Source organism: Paracoccus sphaerophysae (genome assembly GCF_000763805.1).
Taxonomy (GTDB): domain Bacteria; phylum Pseudomonadota; class Alphaproteobacteria; order Rhodobacterales; family Rhodobacteraceae; genus Paracoccus; species Paracoccus sphaerophysae.
Genome location: NZ_JRKS01000031.1, coordinates 18,624 through 34,885, shown reverse-complemented (window position 1 = coordinate 34,885; position 16,262 = coordinate 18,624). Strand labels below are relative to the sequence as shown.

The window sequence follows — 16,262 nt, the reverse complement described above, 5'->3', positions numbered from 1 at the left end:
GCGCTGGTCAGCGACCCGGCGTTTTCCGACTGGCTGGCCCGGCGCACCCGGGCGGGCCAGCCAGCCGGAAAACGCCGGGTCGCTGACCAGCGCCGCGTTCAGGGGCGTGTCGAAATAGCCGGGCGCGAGCCCGTTGCAGTTCAGCCCGTGCCGCGCCCAGTCGGTTGCCATCCCCTTGGTCAGGTTCGCGACCGCGCCCTTGGTCGCCGTGTAGGGGGCGATGCCGGGCCGGGCCAGCGCCGACTGGACCGAGCAGATGTTGACGATATGCCCCCGCCCGCGCGCGATCATGTGCCGCGCGCAGGCCTGCGCCACGTTGAAGACGCTGGCGATGTTGACCTGCAGCAGCCGCTGGAAGGCGTCGGCGGGAAACTCCTCGAGCGGGCCGCGATGCTGCTGGCCGGCGTTGTTGATGAGAATGTCGATGGGGCCCGTGGCGGCCTCGAACCCGTCCACGGCGGCGCGGGCGGCGGCGTGGTCGGTGACGTCAAAGGGCAGCGTCGCGACGGCGAAGCCCTCGGCCCGCAGCGCGGCGGCGGCGGCGTCCAGCCGCGCCTCGTCGCGCCCGTTCAGCACCACCTCAGCCCCGGCGGCAGCCAGCCCGCGGGCCAGCGCCATGCCGATCCCCTGCGACGATCCGGTGACCAGCGCCCGGCGCCCGGTCAGGTCGAACAGCGACAGTCCCGCCGGCAGTCCCATCAGCCGCGCCCGATGAAGGGCATGTTCGTCGCCATCACGGTGACGAACTGCACGTTCGCCCCCTCGGGCAGCGAGGCCATGTGCAGCACCGTGTCGGCCACCGCCTGCGCGTCCATCACGGGCTCCACCCTGGTCGAGCCGTCCGCCTGCGGCACCCCCTTGGTCATCGCCACCGCCATGTCGGTCATGGCGTTCCCGATGTCGATCTGCCCGCAGGCGATGTTGAACGGCCGCCCGTCCAGGCTAATCGACCGGGTGATCCCCGTCACCGCGTGTTTCGAGGTGGTGTAGCCGATCGACCCCGGCCGCGGCGCATGGGCCGACACCGAGCCGTTGTTGATGATCCGCCCGCCCTGCGGCGTCTGCGCGCGCATCACCCGGAAGGCGGCGCGGGCGCAGATGAAGACCCCGTTCACGTTCACGTCGATCACCCGGCGGAACTCCTCGGGGTCGACCTCGTCGGGGGTCTGCCGGACCAGCCCGGTGCCGGCGTTGTTGAACAGCGCGTCCACCCGGCCCCATTCCGCCGCCGCGCGGTCGAAGGCCGCGTCCACCGCACCAGCGTCGCAGACGTCGCAGGGCAGGATCAGCGCGTCCGATGCCCCGGCGGTGTCGCGCAGCGCGTCCTCGCGCCGGCCGATCAGCCCGACCTTCCAGCCGGCATCGAGGAACGTCCTGGCCGTGACCCGGCCGATGCCGCTGCCGGCGCCGGTGATGATGATGGATTGCGTCATCGCGTCCCCCTAGTGGTTGTCGCGGGCCAGGGTCCGGCCGACGCGCTGATAGGCGGTCGCCAGTTCCAGGCAGCCGCCCTGCGCCAGCTGGCCGACTTCCTTGCGATAGATCTCCTGCCAGGGGGTCTGGTTGACGAGTTCGGGCGGGGTCCAGTCGGCGCGGCGCTGCGCCCATTCGGCCTCGTCCACCAGCGCGTTCAGCGTGCGCGCGTTCAGGTCCAGCCGCACCCGGTCCCCGGTCCGCAGCAGCGCGAGGCCCCCGCCGACCACCGCCTCGGGCGAGGCGTTCAGGATCGAGGGGCTTTCCGAGGTCCCCGACTGCCGCCCGTCGCCGACGGTCGGCATGTGGTTGATCCCGGCCTTCAGCAGCGCGTCCGGGGGCTGCATGTTCACCACCTCGGCGCTGCCGGGATAGCCGACGCAGCCGACGTTGCGGATGAACAGGATGCAGTTCTCGTCGATCCCCAAAGCGGGGTCGTTGATCCGGTCGTGGTAATCCTCGGGGCCCTCGAAGACGATGGCGCGGGCCTCGTGGATGCCCTCGCGGCCCTTGTCGGACAAGAAGCGCTCGCGGAAGTCGCGGGAGATGACCGAGGTTTTCATCAGCGCCGAATCGAACAGGTTGCCCGACAGGACGAGGAAGCCCGCATGTTCGCGCAGCGGATCGCTGACCGGGCGGATCACCGCGTGGTCCGTGGACCGCCAGCCGGCGACGTTCTCGCCCGCGGTGCGGCCGGTCACGGTCATCGCGCCGTCGTTCAGCAGCCCGGCCTCTTGCAGCTCGCCCATCACCGCGGCGACGCCGCCGGCGCGGAAGAAGCTTTCGCCAAGGTATTCCCCCGCCGGCTGCATGTTCACCAGCAGCGGCAGGTCGAAGCCGACGGTTTCCCAGTCCGTGACGTCCAGCTCCACCCCGGCATGGCGCGCCACGGCCTGCAGATGCGGTGGTGCGTTGGTCGATCCGCCGATCGCGGTGTTGACCTTGATCGCATTTTCAAACGCGGCGCGGGTCAGGATGTCCGAGGGCTTCAGGTCGTCCAGCACCATCTGCACGATGCGCTTGCCGGTCTCGTAGGCCATGCCCATGCGTTCGCGGAACGGGGCCGGGATGGCGGAGCAGCCGGGCAGGCTCATCCCCAGCGCCTCGGCCATCGCGTTCATCGTCGAGGCCGTGCCCATCGTGTTGCAATGCCCCAGCGAGGGCGCGCTGGCGCAGACCCGCTCGATGAACTCGGGATAGTCGATCTTGCCTTCCGACAGCAGCCGGCGGCTTTCCCAGACGATGGTGCCCGAGCCCGCGCGCCGGCCCTGCCACCAGCCGTCCAGCATCGGCCCGCCGTTCAGCGTGATCGCCGGGATGTCCACCGTGGCCGCGCCCATCAGCATCGCCGGCGTGGTCTTGTCGCAGCCGGTGGTCAGCACCACCCCGTCCAGAGGATATCCGTGCAGCACCTCGACCAGCCCCAGATAGGCGAGGTTGCGGTCCAGCGCGGCGGTGGGGCGCTTGCCCGTTTCCTGGATCGGGTGGACCGGAAACTCCATCGGGATGCCGCCGGCGGCGCGGATGCCCTCCTTGATGCGGTCGATCAGGAAGACGTGGATCTTGTTGCAGGGGGCGATGTCGCTGCCGGTCTGGGCGATGCCGATGATCGGCTTTTCGCTGGTCAGTTCCTCGCGCGTGTAGGTGCTGTTCTGATAGCGTTCCAGATACAACGCCGTCATGCCGGGGTTGTTCGGATTGTCGAACCATTCCTGGCTGCGGAAGCGCTTGTTGGCGCGCGTGTCGGACATGGGTCGCTTCCCCTTCGTGGTTCGATTTACCGGCGGCTGAATCTGGTATACCATTGCCGGACTGCCTGTAAAGGCGAGTTGGTCGCCAGCGGGCAACCTGCAACGGGGAGGAGAGACGCCCATGACCGCACATCGTCCCGACACCGCAACATTCAGCCGCCGCGACACCATCCGCACGCTGGGCATCGGCGCAGCCGCCGTGGTCGCCGCGCCGCAGATCGTGCTGGCGCAGGCCGCGACGACGACGCCCGAACCGCCCAGCACCATCACCGACCCGCCGCGCAGCTTTGCCCCTGACGCGGCGCCGAACGTCTATTTCTGGGACCCGGACGTGATCGCGGTCGATCCGTCCTTCAACGGCCTGGCGCAGCCCAATGCGCCGATCCAGCGGCTGTGGACCGGGGCGCTGTGGGCCGAGGGCCCGGCCTGGAACGCGGTCGGCAAGTTCCTGCTGTGGTCCGACATCCCCAACAACCGCCAGATGCGCTGGCTGCAGGATGACGGTCATGTCAGCGTGTTCCGGGCGCCGTCCAACAACTCGAACGGCAACAGCTTCGACCGGCAGGGGCGACAGCTTTCCTGCGAGCACCTGACGCGCCGGGTGGTGCGTTACGAGCTGGACGGGTCGGTCACGATTCTCGCCGACCGCTTCGAGGGCAAGCGCTTCAATTCCCCCAACGACGTGGTCGAGCATCAGGACGGCAGCATCTGGTTCACCGACCCGCCCTATGGCGGCCAGCTCTACGAGGGCGCGCCGGACGCGGCGGGCGGGCGGTCGAACCCGGACGGGCTGCTGAACAACCGGCTCGGCCAGCCGCCCGAGATCGGCGAGGCGGTGCGCGAGATGGACCACGGCATCTATCGCATCGCCGCCGATGGCGCGATCACCCAGGTCGGCACCCAGGCGCAGGTGGCGAACCCGAACGGGCTGTGCTTTTCGCCGGACGGGACGCGGCTTTACGTCGCCTCGACCGGGGCCGGGCCGGGCGATGGCGGGCAGGGCGGCAATGGCGAGATCTTCGTCTTTGACGTGGCGAACGGCGCGGCCTCGAACGCGCGGCTGTTCAGCGACTGCATGGTGGACGGGGTGAAATGCGGCCCCGACGGGCTGCGCTGCGACGTCTATGGCAACCTGTGGGCGTCCAGCAATGCCGGCCGCGCGGTTGGCTATAACGGCGTCACCTGCTGGTCGCCTGCCGGTGCGCTGCTGGGCCGCATCCGCCTGCCCGAGGTCTGCGGCAACGTCTGTTTCGGCGGGCCGAAGCGGAACGTGCTGTTCATGGCGGCCAGCCAGTCGCTGTATGCCGTCCACACCGCCACGCAGGGCGCCGGGCCGGCCTGAGGCGTCGTCCCATATCGCGGAACGGCGGCGCTCAGGCGCCCCGCTTCACCGCGTCCGCCAGATCCAGCCCGTTGGCCGCGGCGAACAGGTCGGCCAGTTGCGGCACGAAGTCGCCGCCGTGGCCGGCCGCCTCGGCCTGGGCGAACATCGACCGCATCGCGGCGCCCATCGGGTTGGCCATGCCGCCCGCCATCGCCATCTGCGCGCAATAGCGCAGGTCCTTGGCGGCGTTGGTGATGGTGAACTTGTGGACCTCGCGGTCGCGGCCGACGGCGCCGGTCATGAATGTCTCGAAGAACCCGTTGGCCATCCGGCTGGACCCGATGACCTTCTGCACCGTCTGCGGCGCGATCCCGGCCTTGGCGGCGGTCGTCAGCGCCTCGGCGTAAAGCGCGGCATAACCCATCGCGATGAAGTTCATGATCAGTTTCATCTTGTGGGCGCTGCCTGTCGGGCCGACATGGTTGATGTTCGCCGCCCAGCACCGGATCACCGGCAGGATGCGCTGAAAGGTCGCCTCGTCGCAGCCGACCATCGCGTCCAGCGTGCCGGCCTCGGCCTCTTTCGGGGTCCGGCCCAGCGGCGCATCGACCAGCGTGCCGCCGCGGGCCGCGAGATCCTCGGCCAGCGCCACGGTCGATCCGGGATCGGCGGTCGTCGTGTCGATCACGATCAGGCCCGGCCGAGCGCCGGCAAGGATGCCGTCCGGGCCGCGCATCACCGCCTCGACGCTGGCCGAGTTCGGCAGGCACAGATGGATGACGCTGGCCGAGTTCGGCAGGCACAGATGGATGATGTCGACGCTGGCGGCCATCGCGGCGGGGCTGGCGGCCTCGGTCGCGCCGCGGGCCAGCAGGTCCTCGACCGGCTGGCGATTGCGGTTGCCGATGACCTGCATAGCGTGGCCCTTCTCGATCAGGTTCTTCGCCATGCCGTGGCCCATGAACCCCACCCCGATGAACCCGATCCGCGGCTTCTCCGTCCTGGCTTCCGTCATCGCGTCGCTCCCTTGATGCCCGGCGGAAATGGTATACCATCCACGCGACATGACAAGCGAGGGCAACAGGATGGCAGGTTGGGAAGGCATCTGGCCGGTGGCGCCGACCCCGTTCCACGAGGACGGGCGGCTGGACGAGGACGGGATGCGCCGGGTGCTGGACTGCACCATCGACCAGGGCGCGACGGGCATCTGCATCCTTGCCAATTTCTCGGAACAGTTCCTGCTGTCGGACGAGGAACGCGAGACGCTGACCCGCCTGTCGCTGGACCATGTGGCCGGCCGGGTGCCGGTGATCGTGACGATCAGCCATTTCGCCACCCGGATCGCCGTCGAACGTGCGCGCCGGGCCAGGGAACAGGGCGCAGCGGCGGTGATGATGATGGCGCCCTATCACGGCGCCACCCTGCGGGGCACCGCGCAGCAGACCTATGAACAGTTCGCCGCAGTGGGCGAGGTCGGGATCCCGATCATGATCCAGGACGCGCCGATGTCGGGCGTCGATCTGACCGTGCCGCTGCTGGTGCGCATGGCGCGCGAGATCGAGATGGTGAAGCTGTTCAAGATCGAATGCCCGCAGGCCGCCGCCAAGCTGCGCGCGCTGATCGAGGAAGGCGGCGACGCCATCGAGGCGCCGATGGACGGCGAAGAGGCCATCACCCTGCTGGCCGATCTGGATGCCGGCGCCACCGGGTCGATGACCTCGGCCTCGATCGTCGATCAGATCAAGCCGGTGCTGGAACTGTGGGCCGCCGGCGACCGCGAGGCGGCGACCGACGCCTATGCGCGCATCCTGCCCTTCGTGAACCACGAGAACCGGCAATGCGGGTTCCGGTCGGCCAAGGCGCTGATGATGGAAGGCGGGGTGATCCGCTCGGACGCCTGCCGCCACCCGATCCCGCCGCTGCATCCGGCGACGCGGGCGATGGCGATCGACCTCGCGCGGCGGCTGGACCCGGTGGTGCTGCGGTGGGGGAAATGATGGACCTGCCCGCACAGGGCCGCTTCGTCGGCCGGGTCTGGCGGCCGGGCATTGGCCCCGCCGTGGTGGAACTGCGCGGCGGCCGGCTGGTGGACGTGACCTGCCCCGCGGCGCCCACGCTGCGCGACCTGCTGGAGATGGACGACCCGGTCGCCTGGCTCGACACGGCGCGGGGGGACGATATCGGCGCGCTGGCGGATTTCGCCGTCACCGGTGCCGGGGGCGACGACGCGCGGCTGCTCGCGCCCTGCGACCTGCAGGCGATCAAGGCGTCGGGCGTGACCTTCGCCGCCTCGATGGTGGAACGGGTGATCGAGGAACAGGCGGCGGGCGACCCGGACCTTGCCGCCGGCATCCGCGCCCGCATCGGGGAATCGATCGGCGCCAACCTGCGCGGCATCGTGCCCGGCTCGGACCGCGCGGCCGAGGTCGCCCGGATCCTCAAGGCCGAGGGGCTGTGGTCGCAATATCTCGAGGTCGGGATCGGCCCGGACGCCGAGATCTTCACCAAGTCGCAGCCGATGGCGGCGGTCGGCTGGGGCGCCGATGTGGGGCTGCACCCGGTCAGCCGCTGGAACAACCCCGAACCCGAGGTGGTGCTGGCCGTCGATTCGCGCGGCCGCATCAAGGGCGCGACGCTGGGCAACGACGTGAACCTGCGCGATGTCGAGGGGCGCTCGGCGCTGCTGCTGGGCAAGGCCAAGGACAACAACGCCTCGGCCGCCATCGGCCCGTTCCTGCGGCTGTTCGATGCAGGATATGGGCTGGACGACGTGCGCCGCGTTGAACTGACGCTGCGGGTCGAGGGCACGGACGGCTATGTGCTGGACGGCCGGTCCTCGATGGACCAGATCAGCCGCGATCCCGCCGATCTGGTGGCGCAGGCCATCGGCCGCCACCACCAGTATCCCGACGGCTTCATGCTGTATCTGGGCACGCTGTTCGCGCCGACCCGGGACCGCGACGCGCCCGGGCAGGGCTTTACCCATCATCCGGGCGACGTGGTGACGATCAGCGAGCCGTCGCTGGGGGCGCTGGTCAACACCGTGCGGCTGTCCACCGAATGTCCGCCGTGGGAGTTCGGCGCCGGGGCGCTGATGCGGAACCTGGCCGGGCGGGGGTTGCTGGGCGCTTGATCCGCGCCGCATCCCCCGTAATGTATACATACCTATCGGAGGGGGTGCGATGAAGGTCCTGATACTCGGCGGCGCGGGCATGGTCGGCCGCAATCTGGCGCTGCGGCTGGTGGCCGACGGCGCCCTGGGCGGCCAGCCGGTCGAGGAACTCACGCTGTTCGACGTGGTGCCCGCCGACGTGCAGGGCAGCGGCCGCACCCGCGTGGTGGCCAAGACCGGCGACATTTCCGACCGCGCCACGGTCGATGCGCTGGTGGCCGAGCGGCCCGAGGTGATCTTCCACCTCGCCGCCGTTGTCTCAGGCGAGGCCGAGGCGGATTTCGACAAGGGCTACCGCATCAACCTCGACGGCACCCGCCACCTGTTCGAGGCGATCCGGGCGCTGGGCGACTATCACCCGCGCGTCGTGTATACATCCTCGATCGCCGTCTTCGGGGCGCCCTTCCCCGAGGCCATCGGCGACGAGTTCCTGACCGCGCCGATGACCAGCTACGGCACCCAGAAGATGATCGGCGAGCTGCTGCTGAACGACTATTCCCGGCGCGGGATCTTCGACGGGGTGGGCATCCGCCTGCCGACCATCGTGGTCCGGCCGGGCAAGCCGAACAAGGCCGCCTCGGGGTTCTTCTCGGGCATCATCCGCGAGCCGCTGGCGGGCATGGACGCGCTGCTGCCGGTCGATGACGACGTGATGCACTGGGTCGCCTCGCCGGCCTCGGCCACCGGCTTTCTGCTGCACGCGGCGACGATGGATACCGCGCCCCTTGGCGCGCGGCGCTGCCTGACCATGCCCGGCCTCGCCATCACCGTGGGCGAGATGGTGGCAGCGCTGGGCGAGGTCGCCGGCCCCGAGGCGGTGGCCCGGATCAGGCGCGAGCCCGACCAGACCATCCGCGGCATCGTCGCCGGCTGGCCTCGCAACTTCGACGCCGCCCGCGCTGCCGAATTCGGCTTTACCGCCGATGCGAGCTTTCAGGACATCATCCGCGCCCATATCCGCGACACCGCGGCCGCGGGATGACCGCCGGGATGCGCGGGGCGGAGCGATGACCGGGATCAGCCGCGCCGCCCGGCCGCGCCCGGTGCCGCCGGGCAGCAGCGGGCTGAACGCACGCGACCGCGCCTATGCCGACCTGCGCTATCGCATCCTCACCGGCCGGCTCGCCCCCGGCACGACGCTGCTGGAAACCGAGATCGCGGCGCTTCTGGGCCTGTCCCGCACCCCGGTGCGCGAGGCGGTGATCCGGCTGGCCGAGGAAGGCCTGGTCCGCATCCGTCCCCGCCACGGCATCACCGTCGTGGACCTGACCCTGGCCGATTTCCGCGACATCCTCGACGTGTTCTCGGCGCTGGAAATCCGGGCGGTCGCCCTGACCGCCGCGCGCCGGCTGACCGCGGCCCAGCGGGACGCGCTGGCCACGCTGACCCAGCGGATGGAGCGTGCAACCGCCGAGGGCGACATCGCCCGCTGGTCCGATCTGGACGACGATTTCCACGCCATGCTGGTGGGGCTGTGCGGGAATGCGCGGCTGCAGCGCTCGATCGGGGAATACTGGGGCCAGCAATATCGCGGCCGCCGGCTGATCCTGCCGCACCGGCCGCTGCCCTCGGCCTCGGACCGCGAACATCGCGCGATCCTTGCCGCCGTGCTGGACGGAGACCCGCAGGCCGCCCATGCCGCGCATCTGGCCCACCGCGCCCGCGCCGACCGCGACCAGCTGGCGCTGCTGCAGCGCGTGCTGACCCCCGCCACCCCCGAACCGATCGAGGAAAACTCACATGAACCGCATCGACCTTGACGGCCGCCGCGCCGTCGTCACCGGCGGCGCGCAGGGGCTGGGCCGCGCCATCGCCGAACGCATGGCCGCCAGCGGCGCTGCGGTGGAGATCTGGGACGTTCAGGACAGCGCCCGCGAGGCCGCCGAGCAGATCGGCGTGACCGCCCGCATCCTCGACCTGACCGACGATGCCGCCGTGGCCGAGGCGGCGCAGGCGGCCGGCGCCGTCGATATCCTCGTGAACAACGCCGGCATCACCGGCGGCAACGCGGTGACGTGGGAGCTTGACCCCGCCATCTGGCGGCAGGTGATGGAGGTCAACCTGACCGCGCCCTTCGTGGCGTGCCGGGCGCTGGTGCCGGGGATGATCGCCCGCGGCTATGGGCGGATCGTCAACATCGCCTCGGTCGCCGGGAAAGAGGGGAACCCGAACGCGGCGCATTACTCGGCCTCCAAGGCCGGGGTGATCGCGCTGACCAAGTCGCTGGGCAAGGAGCTGGCCGAGACCGGGGTGCTGGTCAACTGCGTCACCCCCGCCGCCGCCCGCACCCCGATCTTCGATCAGATGAGCGAGGAGCATATCGGCTATATGCTGGCCAAGATCCCGATGAAGCGGTTCCTGGAACCGCGCGAGGCGGCATCGCTGGTGGCGTGGCTCGCCTCCGAGGACTGCGCGTTTTCGACCGGCGCGGTGTTCGACCTGTCGGGCGGGCGGGCGACCTATTGATTTCGCTGGCGCTTCCCTCGGGCATCCGGGCCACGGTCGATCCGCGCGGCGCGACCCTCGTCGATCTGTGGGTGCCCGACCGCGAGGGGCGGCTGGACGACATCCTGCTGGGGCACGAGGTGCCCGGCCAGGGCCCGCGGATGTTCTATGGCAGCACGGTCGGCCGCTATGCCAACCGCATCGCGGGGGCTGCCTTCACGCTGGACGGGCAGGCGCATCGGCTCGCGGCGAATGACGGCCCGAACTGCCTGCATGGCGGGCCAGAGGGCTTCGACGCCCGCGACTGGCAGGTGGTTGTGCCGGACGAGGCCAGCGTCACGCTGAGGCTGGTCAGCCCGGACGGCGACCAGGGCTTTCCGGGGCGGCTGACCGCCCAGGTCGCCTATGCGCTGAGCGAGGATGACGCGGGCGCGCGGCTGGACATCACCATGACCGCCACCACCGACCGCGCCACCCCGGTCAGCCTGACCAACCACGCCTATGTCAATCTGGGCGGCGCGCGCGACGCGGCACGGCTGCGCGGGGTCGGCGATCACCGGCTGAGCGTTGCCGCCGCGCGCCTCGTCCCTGTCGATGCCGCCGCGATCCCGCTGGCCGAGGCGCCGGTGGCGGTCGAGGGCACGCCCTTCGATTTCCGCCACCCTGCCCGGATCGGTGACCGGCTGCGCGTGGGGCACCCGCAACTGCTGGCGGTGCGGGGGATCGACCACTGTTTCTGCCTGTACGGCGCGGGCTTCCGGCAGGCCGCGCGGCTGGAACATCCCGAAACCGGGCGGGTCATGGCGGTCTGGACCGACCAGCCGGGGCTGCAGGTCTATAGCGGCAACTGGCTGGACGGCACCCATCGCGGCAAGGATGGCGTCGCCTATCGGATGGGCGACGCGATCTGCCTGGAGCCCGGCGCCTGGCCCGACGCGCCGAACCGGCCCGATTTCCCGCCCGCGATCCTGCGTCCGGGCGAGCGTTACCTGCACCGCATGGCGCTGGTCTTTCCGACCCCGCGCTAGCGCAGCATCACACGCGGCGCCGGCAGGCCGCGGGCGGTGCTTTGGGTGACGAAGCAGCAACCGGCCTTGGGATCGGCGGCGCGGGCGGCGGGGTCCATATGCTCCCACGCCGAGGTTACCATCAGCGCGCTAAGCTCCGGGCCGCCGAAGGCCGGGCAGGTGACCTGCCGGGCGGGGGCGGGGACCGATCCGATGCGGCGGCCCTCGGGCGAGACGCAATCGACCCGCCCGGCGCCCCACAGCGCGATCCACAGATTGCCCTGATTGTCGGTCACGGCGCCGTCGGGGTTCAGCCCCTCGGGCCGCAGGTCCAGGAACACCCGGTGCGGCCCCGCCGGCCTGCCCGCCGCGTCCAGCGGCTGCGCCCAGACCGTGCCGCTGGCGGTGTCGGCGAAATAGGCCAGCCCGCGCGGCTGGTCGAAGCAGATCGCGTTCGGGATGGTGAGGTTGCGGAACAGGTGGCGCAACTCGCCCTTGTGCCAGCGCCAGATGCCGCCGGCCCCGGGCTCGGCGCGCTTGCCCATGGTGGAGTGCCAGAACCCGCCCCAGGGATCGGCGCGCCCGTCATTCGACCGCAGCGCCGCGTCCTCGGCGGCGATGGCGGCCAGGGGCTCGCGGGTGCCGCGGTCCAGATCGAACAGCGCCAGCCCGGATTCGCCCGACAGCAGCACCAGCCCGCCGCCGATCCAGCCCATCGCCGAGGTCAGCTCGGGCATCTCCCATTCCGTGCGACCGTCCGGGCCGCGCTCGTAGAGCCGGCGGCCGAGAATGTCGAACCACAGGAAGGACTGCCGTTCGGGGTGCCAGAACGCGCCCTCGCCCAGTTCGCAACGGGTGTCGTCAAAGACCTGCATCACGCCGCCTCGTCCCAGGCCGAGACGATGGCCGCGGCGGCGGCGCGGGTGTCGGCGACGCTCTGCCCCGGGCGATACAGCGCCGTGCCGATGCCGAAGCCGTCCGCCCCGGCGCGCCGCCACTCGGCAAAGTTCGCGGCCCCCGCCCCGCCGACCGCATAGACCGGCACCTCGGGCGGCAGCACCGCGCGGATCGCGGCCAGCCCCGCTGGACCCAGCAGCCCCGCCGGGAACAGCTTGAGCCCGGTCGCCCCGGCCGCCAGCGCGGCGAAGCATTCCGTCGGGGTCATCACCCCCGGCCAGCTGTCCATCCCGGCGGCGCGGGTGGCGCGGATCACCGCAGGATCGGCGTTCGGCGACACGACCAGATGCGCGCCCATCCCGGCCAGCAGATCGACCTGCCCCGGCGTCAGCACCGTCCCCGCGCCGATCCGCGCGTCGCCGCCAAAGCGTTTCAGCAGCCGCGCGATGCTGTCCCACGGATCGGGCGAGTTCAGCGGCACCTCGAGCGTGGTGATGCCGGCGGCGATCAGCGCCTCGGCATGGGCCTCGGCCTCGGGCGGGGTGATGCCGCGCAGGATGGCGATGAGGGGGCGGGTCATGACAGCTCCATCAGGGAACGGGCGTGTTTCAGGCCGGCAAGGGTGGCGTCCTCGGCGGCGACCTGCCGCGCGGGAACGCCCTGCGCGGCGAGCGCGCGGGCATAGCGGGAGGACAGCCCGCCTTCGCCCACCACCACCACGTCGCGGCCCAGCCACCAGGGTTTTGCGGCGGCGAGCTCGGCGCCGATCAGCAGCCCCGACAGCCGCCCGCGCGCGGCGGCGGGGGACAGGCCGGCCAGCAGGCCCTCGGCGCGCAGGGTGAACAGCCGCGCGGTCAGCGATTCCGGCCGGGACAGGCCCTCGGCGAGGCCGGAGTCGAAGGCGGCTTCGTCGAAGCCCTCGGCCATGCCGTGGCGCAGGACGGACTGGGTGCTGAGCAGGGCGAACAGCTCTCCGGTCATGAAGCTGCGGAAGCTGACGACCTCGCCGGCGGAGACCTCGGCCCATTTGGAATGCGTCCCGGGCAGGCAGACGACGCCGTCCCAGCCGGGGGCGGCGGTCAGCACGCCGGCGATCTGGGTTTCCTCGCCGCGCATCACGTCGGCCGAGGGGCGGGTCTGCGACAGGCCGGGCACGATGCGCACCGACAGCCGGGGGTCGGTGACGGGGGCCGGGGTCATCGGCAGCCCGACCGGGGCGCAGGGGACGGCGCGATAGGCGGCCTCGACCCAGCCCTGCCGCGCGCCGACCATGCCGCAGGCGATCACCGGGGTGGCGCTTTGGCCCAGCCAGTCCCCGACCAGCGCCAGCAGTGCCGGTTCGAACTCGGCTGGCGTCAGTTGCCCCATGCCGCGGTCGCTGTCGCGGCTGTCCAGCACCGCGCCGTCCGCGCCCATCGCCCAGACGCGCAGGTTCGAGGTCCCCCAGTCGGCCGCGACCCAGTCAATGCGTGGCGAGTCCGGGGTCACCATTCAAACGGGTCGGCCATCGCCCAGCGCGCCGCCAGGAAGGCGTCGGCGGTCAGTTGCAGCGGTGCCGCGTCCACGTCCGACCGGCGCAGCGCCACAAGATCGGCGAAGCGTTCATAGATGCGCCGGTATTCGTCGGGCAGCGCGCCGCCGGTCTTGCTGATGTCCAGCCCCGCGGCCGACACCACCGCGCCGCCCTTGGACAGCGTCAGGTCGCCGCGGTCGGTGCGGATCACCATGTCCCACAGCGCCTCGCCCTGTTCGCGGAATTCCATGTCCATCGTGACCGGCGCCCCGTCCTCGGTCGCCATCACCAGCCGCGCGCCGATCGGCGCGGCGCGGTTGCCGGGCAGGTCGTGTTCGGCCGACACCACCCGCAGGTCCGAGGGGATGATCCGGGTCAGGATCGACAGCGCGTTGATCCCCGGATCATAGACGCCGGTGCCCCCGGGTTCGAAGATCCAGTCCTGCCCTGGATGCGACCAGCGCACATCCTCGCGCCAGACGATCTCGGCCCCGGTCACCCGGCGGCCGGCGAGCCATTCCCGCGCCGCGTCGATGCCGGGGGCGAACTGCGAATGCCAGGCGGTGAACAGCACCCGCCCCTTGGCGGCGGCGATCCGTTCCAGCGTGTGGACCTCGGCCACGGTGACGCCGGGCGGCTTTTCCAGCAGCACGTCGCGACCCGCTAGCAGCGCCGCCCGTGCGAGGCCAAAGCGAACCTGCGGCGGCGTGCACAGCGCCACGGCCGAGATGTCCGGCCGCGCCTCGAGCATGGCGGCGAGGTCGGCATAGGCCTCGACCCCGTCCAGCCGCGCCACGGGATCGACCGTCGCGGCCAGCGAGAAGGCCGGCGAGGCGGCGATTTCCGGCACGTGCTGGTCGCGGGCGATCTTGCCCATGCCGACGATGGCGATCTTGGTTTCGCCCCCGGTCTCGCCGTCCCGATTGTCAGTGGCTGTCCTTGCCAACGTCCGCCCCCCTGCATCCGATCAGGAAATCGAAATCCGCGCCGGTATCGGCGCCCTGCACATGGTCATGGAAGATCTGCGCATAGCCCCCCCGCGGCGCGGGCGCGCTGGGTTGCCAGTCGGCCAGCCGCGCCGCCAGCTCGGCGTCGGGAATGTCCAGATGCAGGCGGCGGTTCGGCACGTCCAGCTCGATCATGTCGCCGGTGCGCACGACCGCCAAGGGGCCGCCCACCGCCGCCTCGGGCGCGGTGTGCAGCACCACCGTGCCATAGGCGGTGCCCGACATCCGCGCGTCGGAAATCCGCACCATGTCGGTGATGCCCTTGCGCAGAACCTTGGGCGGCAGGCCCATGTTGCCGACCTCGGCCATGCCCGGATAGCCGCGCGGGCCGCAGTTCTTCATCACCATTACGCAGGTCTCGTCGATGTCCAGCGCCTCGTCGTTGATCCGCGCCTTGTAGTCGTCGATATCCTCGAACACGACCGCCCGGCCGCGATGGACCAGCAGATGCGGGCTGGCGGCCGAAGGTTTCAGCACCGCCCCGTTCGGCGCGAGGTTGCCGCGCAGCACCGCGATGCCGCCGTGATCGGTCAGCGGCCGGTCGGCGGGCAGGATCACGTCCTCGTTCCAGTTCTGCACGTCCCTGACCTGTTCCCACGCGGTCTCGCCCGACACGGTCAGCGCGTCCCGGTGCAGCAGGCCGGCCTCGGCCAGGCGCTTGATGACGACGGGCAGGCCGCCGGCATAGAAGAATTCTTCCATCAGGTATTTGCCCGACGGCATCAGGTTGACGATGGTCGGCACCTCGCGGCCCAGCCGGTCCCAGTCGTCCAGAGTCAGATCGACACCGACCCGCCCGGCGATGGCCATCAGGTGGATGACGGCGTTGGTCGACCCGCCGATGGCGCCGTTGACGCGGATGGCGTTCTCGAACGCTTCGCGGGTCAGGATGTCCGACGGTTTCAGGTCGTCCCTGACCATCTGCACGATCCGCCGCCCCGTCAGCTGCGCCATCATCCGGCGGCGGCTGTCCACCGCCGGTATCGCGGCGTTGCCCGACAGCGCCATGCCCAGCGCCTCGGCCATGCTGGCCATGGTGCTGGCCGTGCCCATCGTGTTGCACGACCCCGGACTGCGGCTCATCGCCGCCTCGGCGTCGAGGAAATCGGCCTGGGTCATCTCGCCCGCCTTCACGGCTTCCGAGAATTTCCACAGATGCGTGCCGGACCCCACCCGCTCGCCCCGGAACCAGCCGTTCAGCATCGGCCCGCCGGTCACCACGATCGAGGGCAGGTCGGTCGAGGCGGCCGCCATCAGCAGCGACGGCGTGGTCTTGTCGCAGCCGACCATCAGCACGCAGCCGTCGATGGGCTGGCCGCGCATCTGTTCCTCGACCGCCATGCTGGCGAGGTTGCGGAACATCATCGCCGTGGGGCGAAAGCTTGATTCGGCGGTCGAGAACACCGGCACCTCGACGGGAAAGCCGCCGGCCTCGTAGATGCCGTGCTTCACCCGCTGGGCGAGGTCGTTCAGATGCGCGTTGCAGGGGGTCAGCTCGGACCAGGTGTTCATGATCCCGATCACCGGCCGCCCGTCGAACAGATCCGCCGGAAAGCCCTGATTCTTCATCCAGCTGCGGTGATAGATATGGTCGCGCGAGGTGCCGCCGAACCATTCCTGCGACCGCAGCTTGCGCGGCCAGGTTTTAGGAGTGAATGCCATGGAACGGTCCC

General features: G+C 70.9%; 16 protein-coding genes. 7 read left to right on the top strand and 9 right to left on the bottom strand.

What is annotated here, in order from left to right; translation table 11 throughout:
- The 3 genes from IC63_RS10230 to IC63_RS10220 form a co-directional block, all read right to left on the bottom strand.
- Positions 1 to 699: SDR family NAD(P)-dependent oxidoreductase (locus IC63_RS10230; RefSeq protein WP_052042088.1), on the bottom strand; the 699-nt coding region annotated here is incomplete at its 3' end.
- On the bottom strand, positions 699 to 1,433 hold the full coding sequence (locus IC63_RS10225) for an SDR family oxidoreductase (protein ID WP_036719843.1): 735 nt from the start codon (positions 1,431 to 1,433) through the stop codon (positions 699 to 701). The genes IC63_RS10230 and IC63_RS10225, both read right to left, overlap by 1 nt.
- Before the next feature lie 9 nt (positions 1,434 to 1,442).
- Positions 1,443 to 3,224, bottom strand: coding sequence for an IlvD/Edd family dehydratase (locus IC63_RS10220; protein ID WP_036719840.1), 1,782 nt, complete (start codon positions 3,222 to 3,224; stop codon positions 1,443 to 1,445).
- 121 nt (positions 3,225 to 3,345) lie between these two features.
- On the opposite strand from IC63_RS10220, the gene IC63_RS10215 reads away from it, so the two are divergent.
- Positions 3,346 to 4,566 carry an SMP-30/gluconolactonase/LRE family protein gene (locus IC63_RS10215; RefSeq protein ID WP_036719837.1) on the top strand — a complete coding sequence of 407 codons (1,221 nt, stop codon included), beginning with the start codon at positions 3,346 to 3,348 and terminating at the stop codon, positions 4,564 to 4,566.
- 31 nt (positions 4,567 to 4,597) lie between these two features.
- Here IC63_RS10215 and IC63_RS10210 read toward each other — a convergent pair whose 3' ends face one another.
- Positions 4,598 to 5,563, bottom strand: a complete 966-nt coding sequence (locus tag IC63_RS10210; RefSeq protein ID WP_036719834.1) for an NAD(P)-dependent oxidoreductase — start codon at positions 5,561 to 5,563, stop codon at positions 4,598 to 4,600.
- 70 nt (positions 5,564 to 5,633) lie between these two features.
- Here IC63_RS10210 and IC63_RS10205 point away from each other — a divergent pair, with 70 nt between their 5' ends.
- Genes IC63_RS10205 through IC63_RS10180 form a run of 6 tightly spaced genes read left to right on the top strand, consistent with a single transcriptional unit; the run spans position 5,634 to position 11,193 of the window.
- Positions 5,634 to 6,545 carry a dihydrodipicolinate synthase family protein gene (locus IC63_RS10205; RefSeq protein ID WP_036719863.1) on the top strand — a complete coding sequence of 304 codons (912 nt, stop codon included), beginning with the start codon at positions 5,634 to 5,636 and terminating at the stop codon, positions 6,543 to 6,545.
- The gene (locus tag IC63_RS10200) at positions 6,542 to 7,681 is read left to right on the top strand and encodes a fumarylacetoacetate hydrolase family protein (RefSeq protein ID WP_036719860.1); all 1,140 of its coding nucleotides are present in this window, start codon (positions 6,542 to 6,544) and stop codon (positions 7,679 to 7,681) included. Before IC63_RS10205 ends, IC63_RS10200 begins: the two co-directional genes overlap by 4 nt.
- A gap of 49 nt (positions 7,682 to 7,730) precedes the next feature.
- Positions 7,731 to 8,702, top strand: a complete 972-nt coding sequence (gene denD / locus IC63_RS10195) for a D-erythronate dehydrogenase (RefSeq protein WP_036719830.1) — start codon at positions 7,731 to 7,733, stop codon at positions 8,700 to 8,702.
- Positions 8,703 to 8,727: 25 nt separating this feature from the next.
- A complete protein-coding gene (locus IC63_RS10190; RefSeq protein WP_084115728.1) occupies positions 8,728 to 9,480 on the top strand; it encodes a GntR family transcriptional regulator in 753 nt (250 codons plus the stop codon).
- On the top strand, positions 9,461 to 10,186 hold the full coding sequence (locus tag IC63_RS10185) for an SDR family oxidoreductase (RefSeq protein ID WP_036719827.1): 726 nt from the start codon (positions 9,461 to 9,463) through the stop codon (positions 10,184 to 10,186). Before IC63_RS10190 ends, IC63_RS10185 begins: the two co-directional genes overlap by 20 nt.
- Positions 10,183 to 11,193: an aldose epimerase family protein gene (locus IC63_RS10180; RefSeq protein ID WP_198026296.1), complete on the top strand. Its 1,011-nt coding sequence runs from the start codon at positions 10,183 to 10,185 to the stop codon at positions 11,191 to 11,193. Before IC63_RS10185 ends, IC63_RS10180 begins: the two co-directional genes overlap by 4 nt.
- Here IC63_RS10180 and IC63_RS10175 read toward each other — a convergent pair.
- Genes IC63_RS10175 through araD form a run of 5 tightly spaced genes read right to left on the bottom strand, consistent with a single transcriptional unit; the run spans position 11,190 to position 16,251 of the window.
- Positions 11,190 to 12,047, bottom strand: a complete 858-nt coding sequence (locus tag IC63_RS10175; RefSeq protein ID WP_036719825.1) for an SMP-30/gluconolactonase/LRE family protein — start codon at positions 12,045 to 12,047, stop codon at positions 11,190 to 11,192. The genes IC63_RS10180 and IC63_RS10175 overlap by 4 nt on opposite strands.
- On the bottom strand, positions 12,047 to 12,649 hold the full coding sequence (locus IC63_RS10170) for a 2-dehydro-3-deoxy-6-phosphogalactonate aldolase (protein WP_036719822.1): 603 nt from the start codon (positions 12,647 to 12,649) through the stop codon (positions 12,047 to 12,049). Before IC63_RS10170 ends, IC63_RS10175 begins: the two co-directional genes overlap by 1 nt.
- Positions 12,646 to 13,560: a 2-dehydro-3-deoxygalactonokinase gene (locus IC63_RS10165; protein ID WP_036719819.1), complete on the bottom strand. Its 915-nt coding sequence runs from the start codon at positions 13,558 to 13,560 to the stop codon at positions 12,646 to 12,648. The genes IC63_RS10170 and IC63_RS10165 overlap by 4 nt, the downstream gene beginning before the upstream one ends.
- On the bottom strand, positions 13,554 to 14,528 hold the full coding sequence (locus IC63_RS10160; protein WP_232222579.1) for a Gfo/Idh/MocA family protein: 975 nt from the start codon (positions 14,526 to 14,528) through the stop codon (positions 13,554 to 13,556). Before IC63_RS10160 ends, IC63_RS10165 begins: the two co-directional genes overlap by 7 nt.
- Positions 14,509 to 16,251 carry an L-arabinonate dehydratase gene (araD, locus tag IC63_RS10155; protein ID WP_036719816.1) on the bottom strand — a complete coding sequence of 581 codons (1,743 nt, stop codon included), beginning with the start codon at positions 16,249 to 16,251 and terminating at the stop codon, positions 14,509 to 14,511. Before araD ends, IC63_RS10160 begins: the two co-directional genes overlap by 20 nt.
- Between the last annotated feature and the right edge of the window lie 11 nt (positions 16,252 to 16,262).

Excerpts from the sequence above, each read along its gene's own strand:
- IC63_RS10185 (WP_036719827.1), top strand. The coding sequence starts at position 9,461 with ATGAACCGCATCGACCTTGACGGCCGCCGCGCCGTCGTCACCGGCGGC.
- IC63_RS10165 (WP_036719819.1), bottom strand. The coding sequence starts at position 13,560 with ATGGTGACCCCGGACTCGCCACGCATTGACTGGGTCGCGGCCGACTGG.
- IC63_RS10225 (WP_036719843.1), bottom strand. The coding sequence starts at position 1,433 with ATGACGCAATCCATCATCATCACCGGCGCCGGCAGCGGCATCGGCCGG.
- IC63_RS10210 (WP_036719834.1), bottom strand. The coding sequence starts at position 5,563 with ATGACGGAAGCCAGGACGGAGAAGCCGCGGATCGGGTTCATCGGGGTG.
- IC63_RS10190 (WP_084115728.1), top strand. The coding sequence starts at position 8,728 with ATGACCGGGATCAGCCGCGCCGCCCGGCCGCGCCCGGTGCCGCCGGGC.
- araD (WP_036719816.1), bottom strand. The coding sequence starts at position 16,251 with ATGGCATTCACTCCTAAAACCTGGCCGCGCAAGCTGCGGTCGCAGGAA.
- IC63_RS10205 (WP_036719863.1), top strand. The coding sequence starts at position 5,634 with ATGGCAGGTTGGGAAGGCATCTGGCCGGTGGCGCCGACCCCGTTCCAC.
- denD (WP_036719830.1), top strand. The coding sequence starts at position 7,731 with ATGAAGGTCCTGATACTCGGCGGCGCGGGCATGGTCGGCCGCAATCTG.
- IC63_RS10170 (WP_036719822.1), bottom strand. The coding sequence starts at position 12,649 with ATGACCCGCCCCCTCATCGCCATCCTGCGCGGCATCACCCCGCCCGAG.
- IC63_RS10220 (WP_036719840.1), bottom strand. The coding sequence starts at position 3,224 with ATGTCCGACACGCGCGCCAACAAGCGCTTCCGCAGCCAGGAATGGTTC.
- IC63_RS10200 (WP_036719860.1), top strand. The coding sequence starts at position 6,542 with ATGATGGACCTGCCCGCACAGGGCCGCTTCGTCGGCCGGGTCTGGCGG.
- IC63_RS10215 (WP_036719837.1), top strand. The coding sequence starts at position 3,346 with ATGACCGCACATCGTCCCGACACCGCAACATTCAGCCGCCGCGACACC.
- IC63_RS10175 (WP_036719825.1), bottom strand. The coding sequence starts at position 12,047 with ATGCAGGTCTTTGACGACACCCGTTGCGAACTGGGCGAGGGCGCGTTC.